Below are 19,742 nucleotides of genomic sequence, written 5' to 3'. Positions count from 1 at the left end.
GAGCCGGTCAGTTGTTGTCGGCGATCGTCTCCATGACGGCCATCCATGCCGCCGCGCCGTGCGCCCCGACGCGATCGAACGCCTCGCGCATGACCTTGCGCTCGTGCCCCGATGCCGTTTGCTCGATCCGCTGCCCTGCAGCCGTCAGGCGCAACAGCTTGGAGCGATGCTGCTCGGGCGAGCGCTGCGACGTCACGAGCTTGCGCTCCAGCAACTGGTTGAGCGGCCGGTTCAGCGCTTGCTTGGAAATGCCGAGAACCTCGATCAACGATCCGATCGCGATATCGGGCTGGCGCGCCACCACGTAGAGGATGCGATGGTGCGAGCGCGACAGGCCCTGCCTGGCGAGATAGTCGTCGGCCTCGAGCGTCATTCCGCGCCAGCCGTAGTACATGAGTTCCAGCGCCGCATCGAGATCGTGCAGCTTCGTTAACGAGGTGCGGTGAAGCCCCGCGGCTTGAGACGTCTTCGACATTGTCAGCAGCTAACCCCTCGCCCGCAGCTCGCGGCGCAGCACCTTTCCCGTCGCCGTCATCGGCAAGGTCTCGGCGAACGCCACGAAGCGCGGATATTCGTGGGCGGCGAGCTGCACTTTCACGAACTCCTGGATTTCGCGCGCCAGCGTATCTCCCGCAACAAAACCCGGGCGCAGCACGATCCAGGCCTTGATCGATTCCGTGCGGATCGGGTCGGGAATGCCGACTACGGCGGCCATCGCCACCGACGGATGCTTCATCAGCGTATGCTCGATCTCGGACGGGCCGACGCGATAACCGGCGGTCGTGATGACGTCGTCCTCGCGGCTGACATACCAGAAATAGCCGTCCTCGTCCTGCACGCCGAGATCACCGGTCAGCAGGAATTCGCCGGCATATTTCTTCGCCGTCGCCTCCGGATTGCGCCAGTATTCGATCATGGTGACGGGGCATGGCTGGCGCACACCGATGATGCCGCGCTGGCCGCGCGGCTGTTCCTCACCCTTGTCGTTGACGATGCGGACGTCGAAGCCCGGCGTCGCCTTGCCCATCGAGCCGGGTCGGATCGGAAACAGGTTGGAGTTGCTGCCGATCACGAGATTGCACTCGGTCTGACCGAACACTTCATGGGCATCGACGCCAAACGTCTCGCGAACCCAGCCGAGCAATTCGCCGCCGAGCGATTCACCGCCGGTAAAGATGCTGCGCAGCTTGACGCTGGTGTGCTTCACGCCCGCCTGTCGCATCAGCTTCAGCGCGGTCGGCGGCAGGAAGACGTTGCGGACGCCGAGGTCGGCGATCATCTGCATCGCCGCCTGCGGGTCGAATTTTCGCGCGCGGTGACCGACCAGCGGAATGCCGTGATACCAGAACGCGAACAGGCCGTTGACGAGCCCGCCGATCCAGGCCCAGTCCGCCGGCGTCCACATCAGATCACCGGGTCGCGGCAGGAAGTTGTGGCACATCTCGACGTTCGGCATATGACCGAGCACGACGCGGTGCGCATGCAGCGCACCCTTGGGATTGCCCGTGGTGCCCGAGGTGTAGATGATGACAGCGGGATCGTCGGCGGAGGTGTCGACCCGCTCGAAGTCGGGCGAAACGCTCTTCACAGCAGCCCAGAATGATTTTGTACCAGCCGGCGCGCGCTCGCCGACGACATAGATGTTCTTCAGATCCGGCAACCGATCGCGAATCTTCGCGAGCTTCTCCCAGCCGCCCTCGTCGGTCACGACAGCCTTGGCCTGCGAATTCGACAGGCGGAATTCCAGCGCGTCCTCGCCGAACAGTGCGAACAGCGGGATCGAGATCATCGCCGAACGGAACGCCGCCATGTGCGCAATCGGCAATTCCAGCGACTGCGACAGGAACACCGCGACGCGGTCGCCGCGCGTGAGCCCGTCAGCCTTCAGCACATTGGCGAAGCGGCGCGACGCCTCGGCGACCTCGTCGAAGGAGGTGCGGGTGGTCGTGCCGTTCTCGTCGACATAAACGAGCGCAAGCCGGCCGGTGCCGTCGGCATGCCGGTCGCAGCACGCCTCCGCGATGTTGAAGCGCGCCGGAATGTCCCAGCGGAAGCTACGATAGAGCTCGTCGTAGGTCCTGGCTTCTGTCAGCATGGCTCAACGCACCGTCGCGAAGAATTTCCTGACATCGCGTACGAACAGCTCGGGCTGCTCGAAGGCAGCGAAGTGTCCGCCCTTCTCCATCTCGCTCCAATGGGTGATGTCCAGGAAATTCGGCTCCATCCAGCGCCGCACTGGCGTGATGATCTCCTTGGGAAACACCGCGACGCCGGTGGGCACCGTCACCTTGGGTGTCGCCCGCCGCTTGCCAAAACTTTCCCAATAGAGCCGCGCGGAAGATGTCGCGGTCTCCGTCGTCCAGTAGAGCATGACGTTATCGAGCAGTTCGTCCTTGCTAAAGATGTTTTCGGGGTGGCCGTTGCAATCGGTCCAGGCCCAGAACTTTTCCAGGATCCAGGCGGCCTGCCCGCTCGGCGAGTCCGTGAGCCCATAGCCGAGCGTCTGCGGCCGCGTCGATTGCTGTTTTGAATAGCCGGAGTCGAGATCGACATAGTGCTTGAGGCCGGCGAGCGCACGCTTCTCTTCCGGCGTCGGCTCGCCCTCGACCTTCGGCGCGGCGTTGAAGGCGAGGGTGGTGTGAATGCCGGCGCAATGTGCGGGGTCCTGCGCGCCGAGCGAAGTCGTCACCGCCGAGCCCCAGTCGCCGCCTTGTGCGCCGTAACGCGCGTAGCCCAGCCGATCCATCAGCTTTGCCCAGGTCGCAGCGATGCGGTCGACGCCCCAGCCGATGGTCTTGGGCTTCGCCGAAAAGCCGAAGCCCGGCAACGAGGGACAGATGACGTGGAAGGCATCCGCGGGATTGCCGCCGTGCGCGGCAGGATCGGTGAGCGGCGCAATCACCTTCTGGAATTCGACGATCGAGCCGGGCCAGCCATGGGTGATGATCAGCGGCAGCGCGTTTGCTTCTTCCGAACGGACATGCAGGAAGTGGATGTCGAGCCCGTCGATCTCGGTAGTGAACTGATCGAAGCGATTGAGCTTTGCCTCACGCACGCGCCAGTCGTAACCGTCGGCCCAATAGGTGCAGATTTCCTGGATCCATTTCAGCGGCACGCCCTGGCTCCAGTCGTCGACCAGCTCCGCCTCCGGCCAGCGCGTACGTGCGAGGCGTGATTTGAGATCGGCGAGGATGTCGTCGCCGATGGCGATGCGGAACGGTTTGATGGCGCCGGTCATCGGTTGCCTCCCCATTCTTGTCGTCATTCCGGGCGCGCGAAGCGCGAGCCCGGAATCCATTAAGCAACGGACCCAGCGGCGCGATGGCTTCTCTGATGCGCAGTCGCGCATCAAAGCTCGGCGCTCCCCACCTCGCCCCGGAACGACGGCTAGCCCGACAGCGCGGCCTTCACGAGACCGGACGCCTTGCCGAAGTCCATCTGTCCCGCGTACTTCGCACGCAACGCCGCGATCACCTTGCCCATGTCCTTCATGCCTGCGGCACCGGTCTCGGTGATGGCGCCCGCGATCGCCGTCTTCACCTCGTCGTCGGACATCTGCTTCGGCAAGTAGGCCGAAATCACCGCGATCTCCTCGCGCTCTTGGGCTGCGAGCTCGGCGCGGCCGCCCTTGTCGTAGAGCTCGACCGACTCCTGGCGCTGCTTGATCATCTTCTGCAACACGGCGAGAAGGTCGGCGTCCGTCAGCGGCGGCTTGCCCTGGCCGCGCGCGTCGATGTCGGCATTCTTGATGGTCGAATTCACCATGCGCAGCGTGGAGAGCTTGCGCTCCTCCTTGGCCTTCATGGCCTCCTTGACCGCATTGTTGATGTCGTCGCGCAGCATGATCGTGATCCCTTCGAATATCCGACGCCTGATCTAGGCCGTTCGAGCCCCTGATACAACCGGAGTTCCCAGCCATTCGACCAGCGCCCGTGTTGTCGCCTCGGGTTGCTCCGGCTGCGGCAGGTGCCCGCAATTGGCCAGCACGACCAGCTTCGCGCCTGCGATCCCCTCCGCCATCTCCTTCGAGAAGGCGTTGGGAATGGTGTTGTCCTGATCGCCCGTCAGCACCAGCGTCGGGCATCTGATCGTCGCCAATGTCGGCCGTGAATCCACCCGCGCGATGATCGCGGTCTGCTGGCGGATATACGCGTCCACGCCGACGTCATCGCCCTGCGCGTGAACGAGTTGGCGAATGGCGGCATCATCCCGGCGCGACGGATGCACCAGTTCGGGAAACATCTCCTCGCGTGCCGCGCGCAGCTCGCCGCGCTTGGCGCGCTCCATCAGCGCGCGGCGGCGGGCGGTGGCTTCGGGCGTATCGGGCCGGGCCTGGGTGTTGATCAAAGCAAGCTTCATCACCCGCTCGGGGGCCTGGCGCATGATCTCCAGCGCGATGTACCCGCCCATGGAATGACCCGCGAGCGCGAAACGCGGCGGCGCCTCGCAAAGGACGCGGGCCGTGATCGCGCTCATGCTGTCGTCGCGGATATGGTTGGCAACCATCACCGGGCCGAAGCGCCAGAGCGCCGGAATTACAGGGGCGTAGATGCGGGCCGAAGAGGCCAGCCCCGGAATCAGCACAACGGGGATGGTCTGGTCCATTATTGCCTCGCAAGCCCAGGAATTTGCCGGAAATTGTTCTGCCAAGCTTAAGTGCCGGAAGAGACCTGTCAAATATGCAAAAACGCATGTGAATCCGCCGTTTCCCGCTTTGACGGGCGCGTGCGGGGGGCTTATGAAGCGGGCTCATGACACAACATGAAAACGATACCGCCTGGCCGGACCATAAACCGACCGCGCTCCTCGTGCTTGCCGATGGCACGGTGCTCGAAGGCTTCGGTCTCGGCGCCGAGGGCCACGCCGTCGGAGAAGTCTGCTTCAACACCGCGATGACCGGCTACGAGGAGATCCTCACCGATCCCTCCTATGCCGGCCAGCTCATCACCTTCACCTTCCCGCATATCGGCAATGTCGGTACCAACGAGGAAGACATCGAGACGGTGAACATGGCGGCGACGCCGGGCGCGCGCGGCGTGATCCTGCGCACCGCGATCACCGATCCCTCGAATTACCGCGCCACCAAGCATCTCGACGCCTGGCTGAAGGCGCGCGGCATCATCGGCCTCTCCGGCATCGACACCCGCGCGCTGACCGCGCTGATCCGCAGCAAGGGCATGCCCAACGCCGTGATCGCGCATTCCAAGACCGGCGAGTTCGACCTGCATGGCCTGAAGGAAGAGGCGCGCGAATGGCCCGGCCTCGAGGGCATGGACCTCGTGCCGATGGTCACCTCCGGGCAGCGCTTCACCTGGGACGAGACGCCCTGGCTGTGGGACAAGGGTTTTGGCCGGCAGGACAAGCCTGAGTTCAACGTGGTCGCCATCGACTACGGCATCAAGCGCAACATCCTGCGCCTGCTCGCCGGCGTCGGCTGCAAGGTGACGGTGGTGCCGGCGACGACCTCGTCCCAAGACATTCTGGCCATGAAGCCGGACGGCGTGTTCCTGTCGAACGGCCCGGGTGATCCGGCCGCCACCGGCAAATATGCCGTGCCTGTGATCCAGGACGTCATCAAATCAGGCACGCCGACCTTCGGAATTTGCCTGGGTCACCAGATGCTCGGCCTCGCGGTCGGCGCCAAGACCAAGAAGATGCATCAGGGCCATCACGGCGCCAATCACCCCGTCAAGGACGAGACCACCGGCAAGGTCGAGATCACCTCGATGAACCACGGCTTTGCGGTGGACGAGACCACGCTGCCTGATGGCGCGACGCAGACCCACATCTCGCTGTTCGACGGATCCAATTGCGGCATCCAGCTCGACGGCAAGCCGGTGTTCTCGGTGCAGTATCACCCCGAGGCCTCGCCGGGCCCGCGCGACTCGCACTACCTGTTCCAGCGCTTTGCCGATCTGATGCGGCAGAAGAAGAGCGCGTAAGGCAACGAAACCGCCGGCGGACAATCCCGCCGGCGACGTCACGGACGCATGAACATGAAGTCCGTATCGGGATCGCAATTCTCGGCGATGAAGCGCAGCTCGGCCTGGATGTCGGCGACCGACCTCGTCTCCAGATATTTCGCGACCACGAGATTGAGCAGGGCACGGCAGACGGCCTCGTGCCCGAGACCTGAAATCTCGGCCTCGTCGATCGCCGCTGAAAAATGGCGTTGCGCAACATCGGATGCGTACATGGCGTTCCATCCCTTTTCCCTTCGGGTTGCGTGCCCCTGAATGGCCGCCCGCGCCTTGATCTCCCTCAAGGCAGCGTGCTGTCTCGGGAACAAGCGCGGTTGCGCCGTCTTGACTCCTTGTCCAACGCTCCCGGGAGCCCGACCATGTCCGTCGTCCGCGACTATGCCGAGCCACTCGCCATCGTGTTCGAGGACGACGGGCTCGTGCCGAACAACGTTCTGCCGTTTCTGGTCTACCAGGGCGCGGTGACGCTCGATCCGAAGCAGCCGGAAGAGACGATCGAAAACCTGTTCGAGACGAACAATTGGGGCGGGACGTGGCGCAACGGCGTTTACGACTATCTGCATTACCACGCGACCGTGCATGAGGTGCTTGGCGTCGCGCGCGGTCGTGCCCGCGTTCGCTTCGGCGGCGATCACGGTCAGGAGCTTGAGATCAAGGCCGGCGATGTCGCCATCCTGCCGGCCGGTACGGGACATCAGTGCATCACAGCCAGCGATGATTTCTGCGTGATCGGCGCCTACCCGCCGGGCGCGAGAATGGAGATCACGCGGGCAACGCCGGGGAACCACGCCAGGGCGCTGAAGACGATTCCAAACGTTGCTCGGCCGCCGGCTGATCCGGTGACCGGCAAGCATGGCGCATTGATGCGGTTGTGGCGGAGTTAGCCGCGGTCACACAACAATTTTCGCTGTCGTCCCGGCCTTCGCCTGGCCTGCGCCGGGACGACGGTTTGGATGGATATCGCCGATCAACTACGCCTCGTTGCCGCCTTCCTGGCGGGTCGCCTCGAACAGAAACCACGTCCGGCGCTCGGTCTCGTCGATGAAGACCTCGAGGACGCTGGCGCTGGCGACGTCGCCGGCATCGTCGCAGACCTCATGCGCTTTGCGCATCGCCGCCGCGACGTGCTTGTTGTCCTGCATCAGCTCGCGCAGCATCTCGCGCGGCGGGACGTAGTCCTCGTTGTTGTCCTTGATGGTCTGGAGCTTGGCGACCTGGCCGATCGACTTCAGCGTGGTGCCGCCGATCTTGCGGACGCGCTCGGCGAGTTGATCTGTTGTGGCGAAGATCTGGTCGGACTGCTCGTCGAGCAGCAGGTGATAGTCGCGGAAATGCCGGCCGCTGATGTGCCAGTGGAAATTCTTGGTCTTGAGGTACAGCGCGAACGCGTCGGCCAGAAGCACGTTCAGCGCCTCCGAGACCTTGTTGGCTGCCTGGGGCTGCAAATCAGTGGGGGTGTCGAGGTCGGGGGAGACTTTGCTGGGGGCTTTGCTCACGGGAAACCTTCCTGTTAGGACGCGGACATTGACGGCGCGCCGTCGCACCCCTAACGCAAGGCGGGCAGCGCGGTTCCTGGAGAGGAACCGCAGGGCGGGATACCATGGACGATTGGATCGATTATTACGACTCGACGCATACGATCTATGTCAGCAAGCTGCATCGCGATTTGCACTTCCAGATCATCGCGCGGGACATCATCGGCTACATCACCTCGCCCGAGGCGACGGTGCTCGACTATGCCTGCGGCGAGGCGCTGTCGGCGAGCCAGGTGGCGGCCGCCTGCGGCCAGCTGATCCTGGCCGAGCCCGCTCCCGGCGTGCGCGGCCGGCTGATCGCGCGGTTTGCGCCCAACACCAAGGTTCGCGTCCGATCGCTCGACGATGTCCGCAAGATGCAGGACCAGTCGATCGACCTCGTCGTCATGAACTCGGTCGCACAATACATGACGGCGGAGGAGCTCGATGCCGCACTCATCAACGTCAGGCGGATCCTGAAGCCGTCAGGCAAGCTGGTGCTCGGCGATATCCTCCAGCCGCATGTCGGCATGGTCAGGGACGTGACGGCGCTGCTCTCCTTCGGCCTGCGTCACGGTTTCCTGAAGGACGCACTGATCGGGCTCGTCAGCACCGCGCTGTCGGACTACCGTCAATTGCGCTCGCGCATCGGGCTGCAGCGCTACAGCGAGGACGAAATCACAGCCAAGCTGAAGGCGGCAGGCTTCGCCAGCCAGCGCGCCAACACCAATATCGGCCACAACCGCTGGCGCATGACCCTCATCGCCCGTCCGCCGCTCGTGCGTTAAGCATAACAACCACCCGAGGTGGCTTGTCGCAGCTCGATCGGCAATGATCGCCGTGGCCCGGTGGCGGAAGCGTCTACGCGAGAGCAGTGCATTGCTCTACATCCTGGTTCAAATCCAGGCCGGGTCTCCACGCTTCGCCCCTTCGGGGCTACGCGTGGCGCAGCCACGCAAGACCCGAAGGGGCGAAGCGTGTCCGGCGTAGCTGGAGCGAAGCGCAAGCGAAGACGGAGTGTATCCGTACTGCCTCAATCCGCCTCAACCACGTCACACTCCGCGACGAGCTGAAGCCGGCCAGCATCCTTCGCCGCTGACTTGAGCACCGCATCGAGCAAGCCCGGAAAGCGCGCCTCCAAATCCTCGCGGCGCAACCGCATGAAGCGGTTCGTGCCTGCGACGCGCGTCTGCATCAGCCCGCAATCGCGCAGCTTGGCGAAGTGATAGGTGAGGTTCGACTTGCCGGCGAGGCCGTTGAAGTCGCCGCAACACAGCTCGCTGCTGACACGTTCCTGCCGGGCGAGCTGATACACGATCGCGAGCCGGATCGGATCGCTCAGACAATCCAGAACCAGGGGCAGCTCGATCTGCTCGCGGGTGGGGTGGGAAGGCGTGCGGCTCATGATCCGGGAATCATAGCGATGCGGACCCAATGTTCAATAGTTCTTGAACCAATTGACTCCGAAATCGGCTTCTTCGATAGTTCAATAAACTTTGAACATGGGAATGACCTCTGATGAGTGTGTTCTGGCTGGCCCTGGGGGCCTTCGCGATCGGCACCGAAGGCTTTGTCATTGCTGGGCTTTTGCCTTCGATCGCCAATGACCTGTCGATTTCGGTCTCGGCCGCGGGCCAATTGGTCACCGCCTATGCCTTTACCTATGCCGTGGGCTCGCCGATCCTGGCGGTGGCGCTGAACAACGTCGACCGCCGCACCGTACTGGCGCTCGCGCTTTTGACCTTCATCGCTGGAAACCTCGCGGCGATGGAGGCCTCCAACTACGCCTTGCTGCTGGCCTCGCGCATGCTGATGGCGCTGGGTTCCGGGCTTTGCATGCCGACCGCCCTGGCAGTGTCCGTGGCAATCGCATCGCCTGAACGCCGCGGCCGCGCGGTGGCGCTGGTCACCGCGGGCCTCACGGTCGCAACCGTCATCGGCGTCCCTCTCGGCAATCTCGTCGGCAGCCTGCTCGGCTGGCGCGCAACCTTCGCCATGGTCGCCATGATCGGCACCGTTGCACTGCTGGGCCTGCTGCTCGGCCTGCCCCGCGGTCTGCCACGCAATACGGCCTCGCTTAACGAACGCCTTGCCGTGGCTCGCCACGGCAATGTCGTGATCGCGCTCGTGATCACGATTCTATGGGCCCTCGGCGGCTTCACCGTGTTCACTTATTTCGCGGTCCCGCTGCGAGGCCTCGGCTTCGACGCCTCGCAAATCAGCCTTGCGCTACTGGTGTTTGGCGGCGCGGCCGCGATCGGCAACATCTTCGGCGGCATCCTGGCCGACCGGCTCGGCACGCTCGCGACCGCAGCCCTCGGCCTCGCCGGCATGGCGAGCGCCCTGATCCTGCATTCGCTGGTCCTGAAACTGATGCCCGGACAGGCACACTATGCGGTGCTGGGCGCAATCTTCCTCTGGGGCCTCTCCGGCTGGGCGTTCTATCCGGCCCAGATCGCCAGCATCGTCCGGATCGAACCGCAGGCCTCGATGATCGCGCTCTCGCTCAATGCGTCCGCGATGTATCTCGGCTTCGCCATCGGCGGTGCGCTCGGCGGGGCCGTACTGGCCACCCTCTCGCCGAACGACCTTGGCTGGATCGGCGGAACGAGCGTTGCGGCCTCGCTTCTGGTGCATCTCGCCCGCGGTTGGCAGGCACGGCCAAAACCCGTCAAAATTGCTGGTTGATGGGCGTTTTTCGGGGTTTCGCCGCCCCGAAAACTGGTCTAAGACCCACCCGCGCGCGAGGGAAGACCCCGCGCTCTCGGCTCAGGGGACGCGCAGTAGCGCGCCCTTTTTTTGTGCCCAAATCCGACTTCGGCGAGAGTTGATGCCCAAACGTACAGACATCACCACCATCCTGATCATCGGCGCCGGTCCCATCGTGATCGGACAGGCCTGCGAGTTCGACTATTCGGGCACGCAAGCGGTGAAGACGCTGAAGGAAGAGGGCTACCGTATCGTCCTCGTCAATTCCAATCCGGCCACGATCATGACCGACCCGGAATTGGCCGATGCGACCTATATCGAGCCGATCACGCCGGAGATCGTCGCCAAGATCATCGAGAAGGAACGTCACGTCGTTCCCGGCGGCTTTGCGCTGCTGCCGACGATGGGCGGCCAGACCGCGCTGAACTGCGCGCTGTCGCTGCGCCGGCAGGGCACGCTGGAGAAGTTCGACGTCGAGATGATCGGCGCGACCGCCGACGCCATCGACAAGGCCGAGGATCGCCAGCTGTTCCGCGAGGCCATGACGAAGATCGGGCTCGAGACGCCGAAGTCGCGTCTCGCCAACGCCTCCGAGCTGAAGAAGTCTTTCCGCGACAAATACCACGCCGAACGCGAGAAGCTGTCGGGTGCGGCGCTCGAAGAGCTCGATCGGCAGTGGACCCTGGGCGAGAGCGATCGCCGCAAGCGCTACCAGGAATACGCCTTCGGCCAGGCCATGATGGCGCTGTCCGAAATCGGCCTGCCCGCGATCATCCGTCCCTCCTTCACGATGGGCGGCACCGGCGGCGGCATCGCCTACAACAAGGAAGAATTCCTCGACATCATCGAGCGCGGCCTTGACGCGTCTCCGACCAACGAAGTGCTGATCGAAGAATCGGTGCTCGGCTGGAAGGAGTACGAGATGGAGGTGGTGCGCGACAAGAAAGACAATTGCATCATCGTCTGCTCGATCGAGAACCTCGATCCGATGGGCGTGCACACCGGCGACTCCATCACCGTTGCCCCGGCGTTGACGCTGACCGACAAGGAATACCAGATCATGCGCGACGCCTCGCTGGCGGTGCTGCGCGAGATCGGCGTCGAGACCGGCGGCTCCAACGTGCAGTTCGGCGTCAATCCCGAGGACGGCCGCATGGTTGTCATCGAGATGAACCCGCGAGTCTCCCGTTCTTCGGCGCTGGCGTCGAAGGCGACGGGCTTTCCGATCGCCAAGGTCGCAGCAAAGCTTGCGATCGGCTATACGCTCGATGAAATCGCCAACGACATCACCGGCGGCGCGACGCCGGCCTCTTTCGAGCCGACCATCGATTACGTGGTGACCAAGATCCCGCGTTTCGCCTTCGAGAAATTTCCCGGCGCCTCCTCCACGCTGACGACCTCGATGAAGTCGGTCGGGGAGGTCATGGCGATCGGTCGCACCTTCCAGGAGAGCCTGCAGAAGGCGCTGCGCGGGCTCGAGACCGGGCTGACCGGCCTCGACGAGATCGAGATCGAGGGCCTCGGTCGCGACGACGACAAGAACGCGATCCGCGCCGCGCTCGGCACGCCGACGCCGAACCGCATCCTCCAGGTCGCGCAAGCCATGCGGCTCGGCTGGTCGAACGAGGACATCTTCAAGTCCTGCAAGATCGATCCGTGGTTCCTCGGCGAGATGCGCGGCATCGTCGACATGGAAGAGAAGGTCAGGAAGCACGGCCTGCCCGGCAATGCCTTCGGCATGCGCACGCTCAAGGCGATGGGTTTTTCGGACGCGCGTCTTGCGGTGCTTGCCGAGACAACCGAAGCCGAGGTGACGGCGAAGCGTCACGCGCTCGGCGTCCGTCCGGTCTACAAGCGCATCGACACCTGCGCGGCCGAGTTTGCCTCGCCCACGGCCTACATGTACTCGACCTACGAGTCGCCGTTTGCAGGCAGCACCGCCGACGAGAGCACGCCGTCGGACAAGAAGAAGGTCATCATCCTCGGTGGCGGCCCGAACCGCATCGGCCAGGGTATCGAGTTCGACTATTGCTGCTGTCACGCCTGCTTTGCGCTGCACGACGCCGGCTACGAATCCATCATGGTCAACTGCAACCCGGAAACGGTGTCGACCGACTACGACACGGCGGACCGGCTCTATTTCGAGCCGCTCACCGCCGAGGACGTGCTGGAAATCATCGCCAAGGAGCGCAGCAACGGCACGCTGCACGGCGTGATCGTGCAGTTCGGCGGCCAGACCCCGCTGAAGCTCGCGCGTGCGCTCGAAGCCGCCGAAGTGCCGATCCTCGGCACCTCGCCTGACGCCATCGACCTCGCCGAAGACCGCGATCGTTTCAAGCGCGTGCTCGACAAGCTGAGGCTGAAGCAGCCCAAGAACGGCATCGCCTATTCGGTCGAGCAGGCCCGCCTCGTCTCCGCCGATCTCGGCCTGCCGCTGGTGGTGCGCCCGTCCTACGTGCTCGGTGGCCGCGCGATGCAGATCATTCGCGAGGAGAACCAGCTCAACGACTACCTGCTCGGCACGCTGCCGGAGCTGGTGCCGGCGGACGTCAAGGCGCGCTATCCGAACGACAAGACCGGGCAGATCAACACCGTGCTCGGCAAGAACCCGCTGCTGTTCGACCGCTACCTGTCGGACGCCACCGAAATCGACGTCGACTGCCTCTGCGACGGCAAGGACACGTTCATCGTCGGCATCATGGAACACATCGAGGAAGCCGGCATTCACTCCGGCGATAGCGCCTGCTCGCTGCCGCCGCACTCGCTCGAGCCCGAGATGATCGAGGAGCTGGAGCGTCAGACGCGCGAGCTCGCCCTCGGCCTCGACGTCGTCGGCCTGATGAACGTGCAATACGCGATCAAGGACGGCGAGATCTACGTGCTCGAAGTCAATCCGCGCGCCTCGCGCACGGTGCCCTTCGTCGCCAAGGTGATCGGCACGCCGGTCGCGAAGATCGCCGCACGTATCATGGCCGGCGAGAAGCTCGCCGATTTCAAATTGAAGAAGGGCGACTTCAAGCACGTCGGCGTGAAGGAATCGGTGTTTCCGTTCGCCCGCTTCCCCGGTGTCGACACGGTGCTCGGTCCGGAGATGCGCTCGACCGGCGAGGTCATGGGCATCGACCGCTCCTTTGCGGTCGCATTCGCCAAGAGCCAGCTCGGCGGCGGCACGCGAGTACCGCGCAAGGGCACGGTGTTCGTCTCGGTGCGCGAGAGCGACAAGACGCGCATCGCGGAAGCCGTGCGCCAATTGCATTCGCTCGGCTTCAAGGTGCTGGCGACCTCGGGCACGGCGCGCTTCCTGACCGATGAGGGCATCCCGACCGAGAAGGTGAACAAGGTGCTGGAGGGCCGGCCTCATATCGTCGACGCCATCACCAATGGCGACGTCCAACTGGTCTTCAACACCACCGAAGGTCCGCAAGCGCTCGCCGACAGCCGGTCGCTGCGGCGCGCGGCCCTCTTGCATAAAGTACCATATTACACCACTCTTTCCGGGGCCGTGGCGGCCGCGCAGGGCATCCGCGCCTATCTGGGTGGGGACCTTGAGGTTCGTACCCTGCAGAGCTACTTTTCGGAAACCTGATCACGCGCGGAAGGCCGGCCCCTGAGGGTTAAGCCTTGCGCTAAGTGATTGGCAATCAAGCCACAATGGCCGGAGGAACTGTCCGGCCATGTGATTGTTCTGTTCCGGCGCCAGCCCACTTAACGTTCCGGTGGCCATGTGTTCAGGTCCGGAAAGCACTGACGAATCAAGGTTGCCGCGCCCTTCGATTCTGGCGGGCGCGCGGCCGAAGGACGAGAGAAGAGATGGAAAAGGTTCCGATGACTGCGAGCGGCTTTGCCGCGCTCGGGGAAGAATTGAAGAAGCGCCAGTCCGAGGACCGTCCGCGCATCATCGAGCATATCGCGGAAGCGCGTTCTCACGGCGACCTGTCCGAGAATGCGGAATATCATGCCGCGAAGGAAGAGCAGTCCCACAATGAGGGCCGCATCGCCGAGCTGGAGGACAAGCTCGCGCGCGCCGACATCATCGACATTTCCAAGCTCTCCGGCGACACCATCAAGTTCGGCGCCACCGTGACGCTGGTCGACGAGGACACGGAGAAAAAGACGGTGTGGCAGATCGTCGGCGAGGTCGAGGCCGACGCCAAGAAAGGACGCATCTCCATTACTTCGCCGCTCGCGCGCGCGCTGATCGGCAAGAAAAAGGGCTCGACCGTCGAGGTCAACGCGCCCGGCGGCGCCAAGGCCTATGAGATCACCAAGGTCGAGTGGCGGTAAGCCGCTCCGCGAAGGTTGCCTCAAAAGCCGCGCTCCGCGCGGCTTTTCTGTTTCGCGATGTTTCCAACGCGCGATTGTGAACCACACCGTCCTCCGTCATGCTCTGCCCCGCCATCCGAGCATGGGAGGATACGATGGATATCGATCGCATCGCCGCGCAGAGCCAGCCCTATCTGCTCAGCCTCTTCCGCTTCGTCACCGGGCTGCTGCTGTTTCACTACGGCGTGGCCAAGTTGTTCAAGTTTCCGCCGGTGGAGATGTTTTCCGACGTCACGCCGTTGTCGCTCTGGGGCGTTGCCGGCATGTTCGAACTCGTGCTCGGCGGTCTCTTGATGGTCGGCCTCTTCACGCGACCGGCGGCCTTCATCCTGTCGGGCGAGATGGCCTTCGCCTATTTCATCGAGCACCTGCCGCACAGCTTCTTTCCCGTCGTCAACGACGGCGCGCTGGCGATCGTACTGTGCTTTGCGTGCCTCTTCCTCGCAGCCGCCGGCGGCGGCCCGATCAGCGTCGATGCGATGCGGCGGTGACCCTTCGTTTCTACCGCCGTCCCTTCACGTCCAGCGGCACGGCCGCCTCGTACTTGGAGTTATGCAGCACCAGCGACGTGCGCACGTTGCGGACATGGGGCGCGGCGGTCAGGTGCGTCACAAAATCCTGGAAAGTCGCCATGTCGGGGGCGACGCATTTCAGGATGAAGTCGACCTCGCCCGACAGCATCCAGCATTCGCGCACCAAGGGCTCGGCGCGGACGAACTCCTCGAAGGCGCGCAAATCCGCTTCCGCCTGGCTGGAGAGATGCACGGCGGCGAACACCGTGACGTCGAAACCGAGCTTTCGCGCATCCAGCAGGCCGCGGTAGCCGTGGATGTAGCCCTCCTCCTCCAGCGCCCGGACCCGGCGCAGGCACGGTGGGGGCGAAATGCCGACCCGTTTGGCGAGCTCGACATTGGTGATTCGACCGTCGGCCTGGATCTCGGCGAGAATTTTGAGGTCGATCTCGTCTAGGTTCCGCGACACGTGATTGGAACTCCTGGCCTTATCGGCGGTATCGGGTGGGTCTGTCGCAATCCTCATAGCCCAGTCTGTGCCGTCTGAGCAATTTTATTGCGCGTGCAGCGCAATCGACTTTTGTTCCTTGTTGGAAAAATCCGCCGACAGGGAATGCAATTCTTGCATAGCTCACCAGAAGGCTTAGATTAGCTCTGATATTTCAGCGCCTCCGCGAGGCCTCCCGGCACGTTCCGCGCCCGCGCTGCAGATCCCCCGTGAAAGGCGTCCGCAAATATGTCCGCTCCTGTTCATGCAAAGGTCGTCATTATTGGCTCCGGCCCCGCCGGCTACACCGCCGCGATCTACGCCGCGCGTGCGATGCTCGAGCCGATCCTGATCCAGGGCATGCAGGCGGGCGGCCAGCTCACCATCACCACCGACGTCGAGAACTATCCGGGCTTCGCCGACGTGATCCAGGGCCCCTGGCTCATGGAACAGATGGAGAAGCAGGCGGTCCATGTCGGCACCAGGATCGTCACTGACCTCGTGATCAAGCTCGACACCTCGCAGCGGCCGTTCCGCCTCACCTGCGACTCGGGCGACGTCTATCTCGCCGACACCGTGATTCTGGCAACCGGCGCGCAGGCGCGCTGGCTCGGGCTGCCCTCCGAGGCGAAATTCCAGGGCGGCGGCGTGTCGGCCTGCGCCACCTGCGACGGCTTCTTCTACCGCAACAAGGAGGTCGTGGTGGTCGGAGGCGGCAATACCGCGGTCGAGGAAGCCCTTTACCTCACCAACCACGCCTCGCAGGTCACCATCGTGCATCGTCGCGATCACTTCCGCGCCGAGCGCATCCTGCAGGAGCGCCTGTTCAAGCATCCCAAGATCAAGGTGGTCTGGGATTCGGCCGTCGACGAGATCTGCGGTACCGAAAACCCGAACAAGGTCACCCATGTCAGGCTGAAGAACGTCAAGACCGGCGCGCTGACGGACGTGAAGACTGACGGCGTCTTCATCGCCATCGGCCACGCGCCGGCGATCGAGCTCGTGAAAGACCAGATCAAGCTGAAACCGTCGGGCTATGTCGAGGTCGCCCCGAACTCGACCGCGACGTCCGTGCCCGGCCTGTTCGCCGCCGGCGACGTCGCCGACGAAACCTACCGCCAGGCCGTGACGGCCGCAGGCCTCGGCTGCATGGCAGCACTCGAGGCCGAACGTTTCTTGGCCCTGCGCGCCAGCGAGCGCGCGGCAGCGGAATAACGATCATGCCTCGAACACGCGACGGATTTACGGATATGGACTGGGACAAGCTGAAGGTGTTTCACGCGGCGGCGGAAGCGGGCAGCTTCACGCATGCGGGCGAGCAGCTCGGCCTGTCGCAATCGGCGGTGTCGCGCCAGGTCTCGGCGCTGGAGCAGGAGCTCTCGGTCTCGCTGTTCCACCGCCACGCCCGCGGCCTGATCCTCACCGAGCAGGGCGACCTGTTGTTCCGCACCGCGCATGACGTGTTCATGCAGCTCCAGGCGGCGCGCGCGAAACTGACCGACAGCCGCGAGCGGCCGAGCGGCGATCTCAAGATCACCACGACGCCCGGCGTCGGCATCAACTGGCTGATCCCGCGGCTCGGCGAATTCACCGCGCTCTACCCGGAGATCCGGATCTCGCTGATCGTCACCGACGAGGAGCTGGATCTGTCGATGCGCGAGGCCGACGTTGCCATCCGCACCCGCAAGCCGACGCAGCCAGATCTCATCCAGCGCAAGCTTTTCGCGATGGGCTTCCATGCCTATTGCTCGCCCGACTACATCAAGCGCTTCGGCACGCCGCGGACGCTGGAGGAACTTGACTCCCACCGCATCATCACGCTGTCCGACGGCAACTTCGCGCCTCACTTGCAGAACCGCAACTGGCTGATCGAGGCCGGGCGCAACGGCTCGGGTCCGCGCGAAGCCTATTTCAAGGTCAACAACATCCTCGGCCTGGTGCGTGCCTGTCAGCAGGGCCTCGGCATCGCCGCGCTGCCGGATTATCTGATCGAAGAACAGAGCCGCCTCGTACAACTGTTCGGCGAGTCGGATTCGATCCAGCTCGACACGTATTTCGTCTATCCGGAAGAGTTGAAGACGGTCGCGCGCGTGCAGGTGTTCCGCGATTTCGTGGTGAGCAAGGCGCAGCGCTGGCCGTCCTGATTTCCGCATGACTGACATGCGACCTCGGCTGTTGCTGCAGGCCGCTCGTCAAGCCCATACTGCTTAAACGCTGAGCCTTCGCGTTGCGCATTTGTCCCCCTCCTCCAGTGGCGCGGGAGTTCAGTAATCCCTCTTGGAAGGTGATTGTGTCGGCCTCACGTGGCCAATACCTAAGCCGGGCCCTTCGGGTCCGGCTTTTTTTCTGCCCAGTCAGGCTTTCACCTTCCGCGTGTATTGACAGTTTTCGGCATACCCCGCATCATTTCCAAATGATCACGAAGTCGTGCGCAATCTCGTCGAAGGCATCAGCCTCGAAAAAAGGCCCCCATCCGGGGACCTCGGATTTTTGCGCGCGCTAGGCTGACTTCGTCATCGCTGCCAAATCCCGAAAACCCCGCCACCTGGACGGGGTTTTTTCATGTGCCCTCCGTCTCAGGTTTCACCTCGAGAAGGAGAACAACATGACTGACTTGCAAACTCACATGCACGGGCTCTGGCTGCCGCTGGTGACACCGTTCCGCGACGGCGGTCTCGACGAAACCTCGCTGCGACGGCTGACCAGACACTACGCCGCGCAAAGCATCGACGGCTTCATCCTGGGAGCGACCTCGGGCGAAGGCATGACGCTGCGCGAGAGCGAGCTCGAACGCCTCGTCGCCATCGTGCGCGACGAGATGGCGGCCGGCCGCCGCAACGTTCCGATCGGGCTCGGGCTGTCGGGCGCCGACACATCGCGGCTGAAGGACCGGCTCGATGAGACCGCGGACTGGCCGATCGACTTTTATCTGCTCGCGAGCCCCTATTACGTGCGGCCGTCGCAGCGCGGGATATCAGCGCATTTCGAGGCGCTGGCCGATCACGCCGCCTGGCCGCTCGCGCTCTACAACATTCCCTATCGCTGCGCCGTCGGCATCACCAACCAGACCCTGCTGCGGCTCGCCGAACATCCCAACATCATCGGCCTGAAGGATTGCGGCGCGAGCCGCGAGCAGTCGATCGCGCTGCTACGCGACCGGCCGAAGAGCTTTCGCGTGCTCACCGGAGAGGACGCAAATTATTTCGAGGCGCTCGGCGACGGCGCCGATGGCGGCATCCTGCTGTCGGCACATCTCGAGACCGAAACTTTCGCGGCGGTCTACAGTGAGTTGAAGCGCGGCAACCCGGGTGCGGCAGAAGCGCGCTGGCAGGATGTCGCGGAGCTGACGCGGCTGTTGTTCACGGAGCCAAGCCCGGCGCCGGCGAAGTACTGGCTGTGGCGGACGGGCCTGATCGACAGCCCCGAAGTGCGCCTGCCGATGGTGGAAGTGAGCAGCGAGCTCGCCGCCACGCTCGATCGCGAGATCGAACGGCGGATGCAGGTCGCGGCGTAGCTGCTTTCCTTCGCCTCTCCCCGCAAGGACGGGGAGAGGCAGCGAGCGCGCATCGCCTTGGTTAACCGGGCGCGAACGGCCTTCGCAGCTGCCGCATGGCGCATCCACGTCTCGTTTACGCAATGGCGCCTATCGTTTCGCCTCAACGTCTTTCAGAAGGGGGAATGACCATGGGGCAACGCGTTCGCCCGACCGCGGCGGAAATGTTCGCGCCTGCCGATCTCTTGCAGGGAATCCTGATGGTGTCGTCGTTCGGCTTCTGGGCCGTGATGCTCGGCCTGATGCCGGTGCTGCTGTTTCGGGTCTGGCTCGCGGGCTGAGGACACCCGCTCGCATGGTTAATCCCGGACTCGCACTTGCGTTTAAATGCGAGCGGGAACCCAAGCCGGAATCTTAAAACATCCTGCGTATCGTTCGTTCCCATAAGCGAAGAAATCGCGGGGGCGATCTTGAACAATCAGAACGATATGGCGTCGCATTACGACGCCACGCAGAATCTTGACGACACCGAGCAACAGGGCTTTTCCACCGAAGACATCATCTGGGCCGTCGGCATCTGGTCGGTGATCCTGACGCTGTCGCCGGTCATCGTGTTCTACATGCTGATGATCGCGTAGCTTCCATCACCTGTCATTCCGGAGCGACCGAAGGGCGAATCAGGAATCTCGGGATTCCGGGTCGCGTTGCGCGCCCCCGGAACGA

21 protein-coding genes and 1 tRNA gene are annotated in these 19,742 nt (G+C 63.8%); 13 read left to right on the top strand and 9 right to left on the bottom strand.

Translation table 11 applies throughout. From position 1 onward, the window contains the following. Positions 1-7: 7 nt before the first annotated feature. The 5 genes from QY049_RS10550 to QY049_RS10530 form a co-directional block, all read right to left on the bottom strand. Positions 8-475, bottom strand: a complete 468-nt coding sequence (locus QY049_RS10550; RefSeq protein ID WP_258765265.1) for a MarR family winged helix-turn-helix transcriptional regulator — start codon at positions 473-475, stop codon at positions 8-10. A 9-nt stretch (positions 476-484) separates the two neighbouring features. Further along, a complete protein-coding gene (locus QY049_RS10545; protein WP_258765264.1) occupies positions 485-2,095 on the bottom strand; it encodes an acyl-CoA synthetase in 1,611 nt (536 codons plus the stop codon). A gap of 3 nt (positions 2,096-2,098) precedes the next feature. Next, positions 2,099-3,238: an epoxide hydrolase family protein gene (locus tag QY049_RS10540; RefSeq protein WP_258765263.1), complete on the bottom strand. Its 1,140-nt coding sequence runs from the start codon at positions 3,236-3,238 to the stop codon at positions 2,099-2,101. A gap of 149 nt (positions 3,239-3,387) precedes the next feature. Continuing rightward, positions 3,388-3,843, bottom strand: a complete 456-nt coding sequence (locus tag QY049_RS10535) for a GatB/YqeY domain-containing protein (RefSeq protein ID WP_258765262.1) — start codon at positions 3,841-3,843, stop codon at positions 3,388-3,390. A 33-nt stretch (positions 3,844-3,876) separates the two neighbouring features. Next, complete coding sequence (locus tag QY049_RS10530) at positions 3,877-4,605, bottom strand: alpha/beta fold hydrolase (protein WP_258765261.1); 729 nt, start codon at positions 4,603-4,605, stop codon at positions 3,877-3,879. Positions 4,606-4,751: 146 nt separating this feature from the next. On the opposite strand from QY049_RS10530, the gene carA reads away from it, so the two are divergent. After that, on the top strand, positions 4,752-5,942 hold the full coding sequence (gene carA, locus QY049_RS10525) for a glutamine-hydrolyzing carbamoyl-phosphate synthase small subunit (protein WP_258765260.1): 1,191 nt from the start codon (positions 4,752-4,754) through the stop codon (positions 5,940-5,942). A gap of 38 nt (positions 5,943-5,980) precedes the next feature. Here the strand turns inward: carA and QY049_RS10520 are convergent, their stop codons facing one another. Further along, entirely contained in the window at positions 5,981-6,196 is a 216-nt protein-coding gene (locus QY049_RS10520; RefSeq protein ID WP_258765259.1) for a hypothetical protein, read from the bottom strand. Positions 6,197-6,340: 144 nt separating this feature from the next. On the opposite strand from QY049_RS10520, the gene QY049_RS10515 reads away from it, so the two are divergent. Beyond that, positions 6,341-6,865: a cupin domain-containing protein gene (locus QY049_RS10515; protein WP_258765258.1), complete on the top strand. Its 525-nt coding sequence runs from the start codon at positions 6,341-6,343 to the stop codon at positions 6,863-6,865. Between the two features lie 87 nt (positions 6,866-6,952). Here QY049_RS10515 and QY049_RS10510 read toward each other — a convergent pair whose 3' ends face one another. After that, positions 6,953-7,477, bottom strand: coding sequence for a Dps family protein (locus QY049_RS10510; RefSeq protein WP_258765257.1), 525 nt, complete (start codon positions 7,475-7,477; stop codon positions 6,953-6,955). Positions 7,478-7,581: 104 nt separating this feature from the next. Here QY049_RS10510 and QY049_RS10505 point away from each other — a divergent pair, with 104 nt between their 5' ends. Further along, positions 7,582-8,283: a class I SAM-dependent methyltransferase gene (locus tag QY049_RS10505; protein WP_258765256.1), complete on the top strand. Its 702-nt coding sequence runs from the start codon at positions 7,582-7,584 to the stop codon at positions 8,281-8,283. 54 nt (positions 8,284-8,337) lie between these two features. Next, positions 8,338-8,413 (top strand) — tRNA-Ala (locus tag QY049_RS10500). A gap of 115 nt (positions 8,414-8,528) precedes the next feature. Here the strand turns inward: QY049_RS10500 and QY049_RS10495 are convergent. Next, entirely contained in the window at positions 8,529-8,900 is a 372-nt protein-coding gene (locus tag QY049_RS10495) for a helix-turn-helix transcriptional regulator (RefSeq protein ID WP_258765255.1), read from the bottom strand. A gap of 113 nt (positions 8,901-9,013) precedes the next feature. Here QY049_RS10495 and QY049_RS10490 point away from each other — a divergent pair, with 113 nt between their 5' ends. The 4 genes from QY049_RS10490 (at position 9,014) to QY049_RS10475 (ending at position 15,018) form a co-directional block, all read left to right on the top strand. After that, on the top strand, positions 9,014-10,183 hold the full coding sequence (locus tag QY049_RS10490; RefSeq protein WP_301269298.1) for an MFS transporter: 1,170 nt from the start codon (positions 9,014-9,016) through the stop codon (positions 10,181-10,183). A gap of 142 nt (positions 10,184-10,325) precedes the next feature. Continuing rightward, the gene (gene carB / locus QY049_RS10485) at positions 10,326-13,790 is read left to right on the top strand and encodes a carbamoyl-phosphate synthase large subunit (RefSeq protein WP_194477734.1); all 3,465 of its coding nucleotides are present in this window, start codon (positions 10,326-10,328) and stop codon (positions 13,788-13,790) included. A 224-nt stretch (positions 13,791-14,014) separates the two neighbouring features. Further along, complete coding sequence (gene greA / locus QY049_RS10480; protein WP_018318257.1) at positions 14,015-14,488, top strand: transcription elongation factor GreA; 474 nt, start codon at positions 14,015-14,017, stop codon at positions 14,486-14,488. A gap of 140 nt (positions 14,489-14,628) precedes the next feature. Then, positions 14,629-15,018, top strand: coding sequence for a DoxX family protein (locus QY049_RS10475; RefSeq protein WP_194482851.1), 390 nt, complete (start codon positions 14,629-14,631; stop codon positions 15,016-15,018). 10 nt (positions 15,019-15,028) lie between these two features. Here QY049_RS10475 and QY049_RS10470 read toward each other — a convergent pair whose 3' ends face one another. Then, positions 15,029-15,508 (bottom strand): Lrp/AsnC family transcriptional regulator, encoded by a 480-nt coding sequence (locus QY049_RS10470; RefSeq protein WP_027534298.1) that lies wholly within the window; start codon positions 15,506-15,508, stop codon positions 15,029-15,031. A gap of 267 nt (positions 15,509-15,775) precedes the next feature. Between QY049_RS10470 and trxB the strand changes: the two genes are divergently transcribed. The 5 genes from trxB to QY049_RS10445 all read left to right on the top strand — a co-directional run bounded on the left by trxB (position 15,776) and on the right by QY049_RS10445 (position 19,657). Next, positions 15,776-16,741 (top strand): thioredoxin-disulfide reductase, encoded by a 966-nt coding sequence (gene trxB, locus QY049_RS10465; protein ID WP_258765253.1) that lies wholly within the window; start codon positions 15,776-15,778, stop codon positions 16,739-16,741. Between the two features lie 5 nt (positions 16,742-16,746). Beyond that, positions 16,747-17,670 (top strand): LysR family transcriptional regulator, encoded by a 924-nt coding sequence (locus QY049_RS10460; RefSeq protein ID WP_187436649.1) that lies wholly within the window; start codon positions 16,747-16,749, stop codon positions 17,668-17,670. A gap of 461 nt (positions 17,671-18,131) precedes the next feature. Beyond that, positions 18,132-19,040, top strand: a complete 909-nt coding sequence (locus tag QY049_RS10455; protein ID WP_258765252.1) for a 4-hydroxy-tetrahydrodipicolinate synthase — start codon at positions 18,132-18,134, stop codon at positions 19,038-19,040. Between the two features lie 170 nt (positions 19,041-19,210). Further along, complete coding sequence (locus QY049_RS10450) at positions 19,211-19,360, top strand: hypothetical protein (protein ID WP_194477737.1); 150 nt, start codon at positions 19,211-19,213, stop codon at positions 19,358-19,360. Positions 19,361-19,489: 129 nt separating this feature from the next. Continuing rightward, positions 19,490-19,657, top strand: a complete 168-nt coding sequence (locus QY049_RS10445) for a hypothetical protein (protein WP_194482912.1) — start codon at positions 19,490-19,492, stop codon at positions 19,655-19,657. Positions 19,658-19,742 lie beyond the last annotated feature (85 nt).

Origin of the sequence: Bradyrhizobium sp. WYCCWR 13022 (genome assembly GCF_030435535.1) — a bacterium.
GTDB lineage: Bacteria > Pseudomonadota > Alphaproteobacteria > Rhizobiales > Xanthobacteraceae > Bradyrhizobium.
The sequence above is the reverse complement of the archived record's forward strand: the minus strand, read 5'-3'. Positions and strand labels throughout refer to the sequence as shown.

What these genes read in the sequence shown, in the direction of transcription:
- trxB (WP_258765253.1), top strand. Translation starts at nt 15,776, where the DNA reads ATGTCCGCTCCTGTTCATGCAAAGGTCGTCATTATTGGCTCCGGCCCC.
- QY049_RS10450 (WP_194477737.1), top strand. Translation starts at nt 19,211, where the DNA reads ATGGGGCAACGCGTTCGCCCGACCGCGGCGGAAATGTTCGCGCCTGCC.
- QY049_RS10460 (WP_187436649.1), top strand. Translation starts at nt 16,747, where the DNA reads ATGCCTCGAACACGCGACGGATTTACGGATATGGACTGGGACAAGCTG.
- QY049_RS10530 (WP_258765261.1), bottom strand. Translation starts at nt 4,605, where the DNA reads ATGGACCAGACCATCCCCGTTGTGCTGATTCCGGGGCTGGCCTCTTCG.
- greA (WP_018318257.1), top strand. Translation starts at nt 14,015, where the DNA reads ATGGAAAAGGTTCCGATGACTGCGAGCGGCTTTGCCGCGCTCGGGGAA.
- QY049_RS10495 (WP_258765255.1), bottom strand. Translation starts at nt 8,900, where the DNA reads ATGAGCCGCACGCCTTCCCACCCCACCCGCGAGCAGATCGAGCTGCCC.
- QY049_RS10455 (WP_258765252.1), top strand. Translation starts at nt 18,132, where the DNA reads ATGACTGACTTGCAAACTCACATGCACGGGCTCTGGCTGCCGCTGGTG.
- QY049_RS10540 (WP_258765263.1), bottom strand. Translation starts at nt 3,238, where the DNA reads ATGACCGGCGCCATCAAACCGTTCCGCATCGCCATCGGCGACGACATC.
- QY049_RS10505 (WP_258765256.1), top strand. Translation starts at nt 7,582, where the DNA reads ATGGACGATTGGATCGATTATTACGACTCGACGCATACGATCTATGTC.
- QY049_RS10515 (WP_258765258.1), top strand. Translation starts at nt 6,341, where the DNA reads ATGTCCGTCGTCCGCGACTATGCCGAGCCACTCGCCATCGTGTTCGAG.
- carB (WP_194477734.1), top strand. Translation starts at nt 10,326, where the DNA reads ATGCCCAAACGTACAGACATCACCACCATCCTGATCATCGGCGCCGGT.
- QY049_RS10520 (WP_258765259.1), bottom strand. Translation starts at nt 6,196, where the DNA reads ATGTACGCATCCGATGTTGCGCAACGCCATTTTTCAGCGGCGATCGAC.
- carA (WP_258765260.1), top strand. Translation starts at nt 4,752, where the DNA reads ATGACACAACATGAAAACGATACCGCCTGGCCGGACCATAAACCGACC.
- QY049_RS10550 (WP_258765265.1), bottom strand. Translation starts at nt 475, where the DNA reads ATGTCGAAGACGTCTCAAGCCGCGGGGCTTCACCGCACCTCGTTAACG.
- QY049_RS10490 (WP_301269298.1), top strand. Translation starts at nt 9,014, where the DNA reads ATGAGTGTGTTCTGGCTGGCCCTGGGGGCCTTCGCGATCGGCACCGAA.
- QY049_RS10545 (WP_258765264.1), bottom strand. Translation starts at nt 2,095, where the DNA reads ATGCTGACAGAAGCCAGGACCTACGACGAGCTCTATCGTAGCTTCCGC.
- QY049_RS10535 (WP_258765262.1), bottom strand. Translation starts at nt 3,843, where the DNA reads ATGCTGCGCGACGACATCAACAATGCGGTCAAGGAGGCCATGAAGGCC.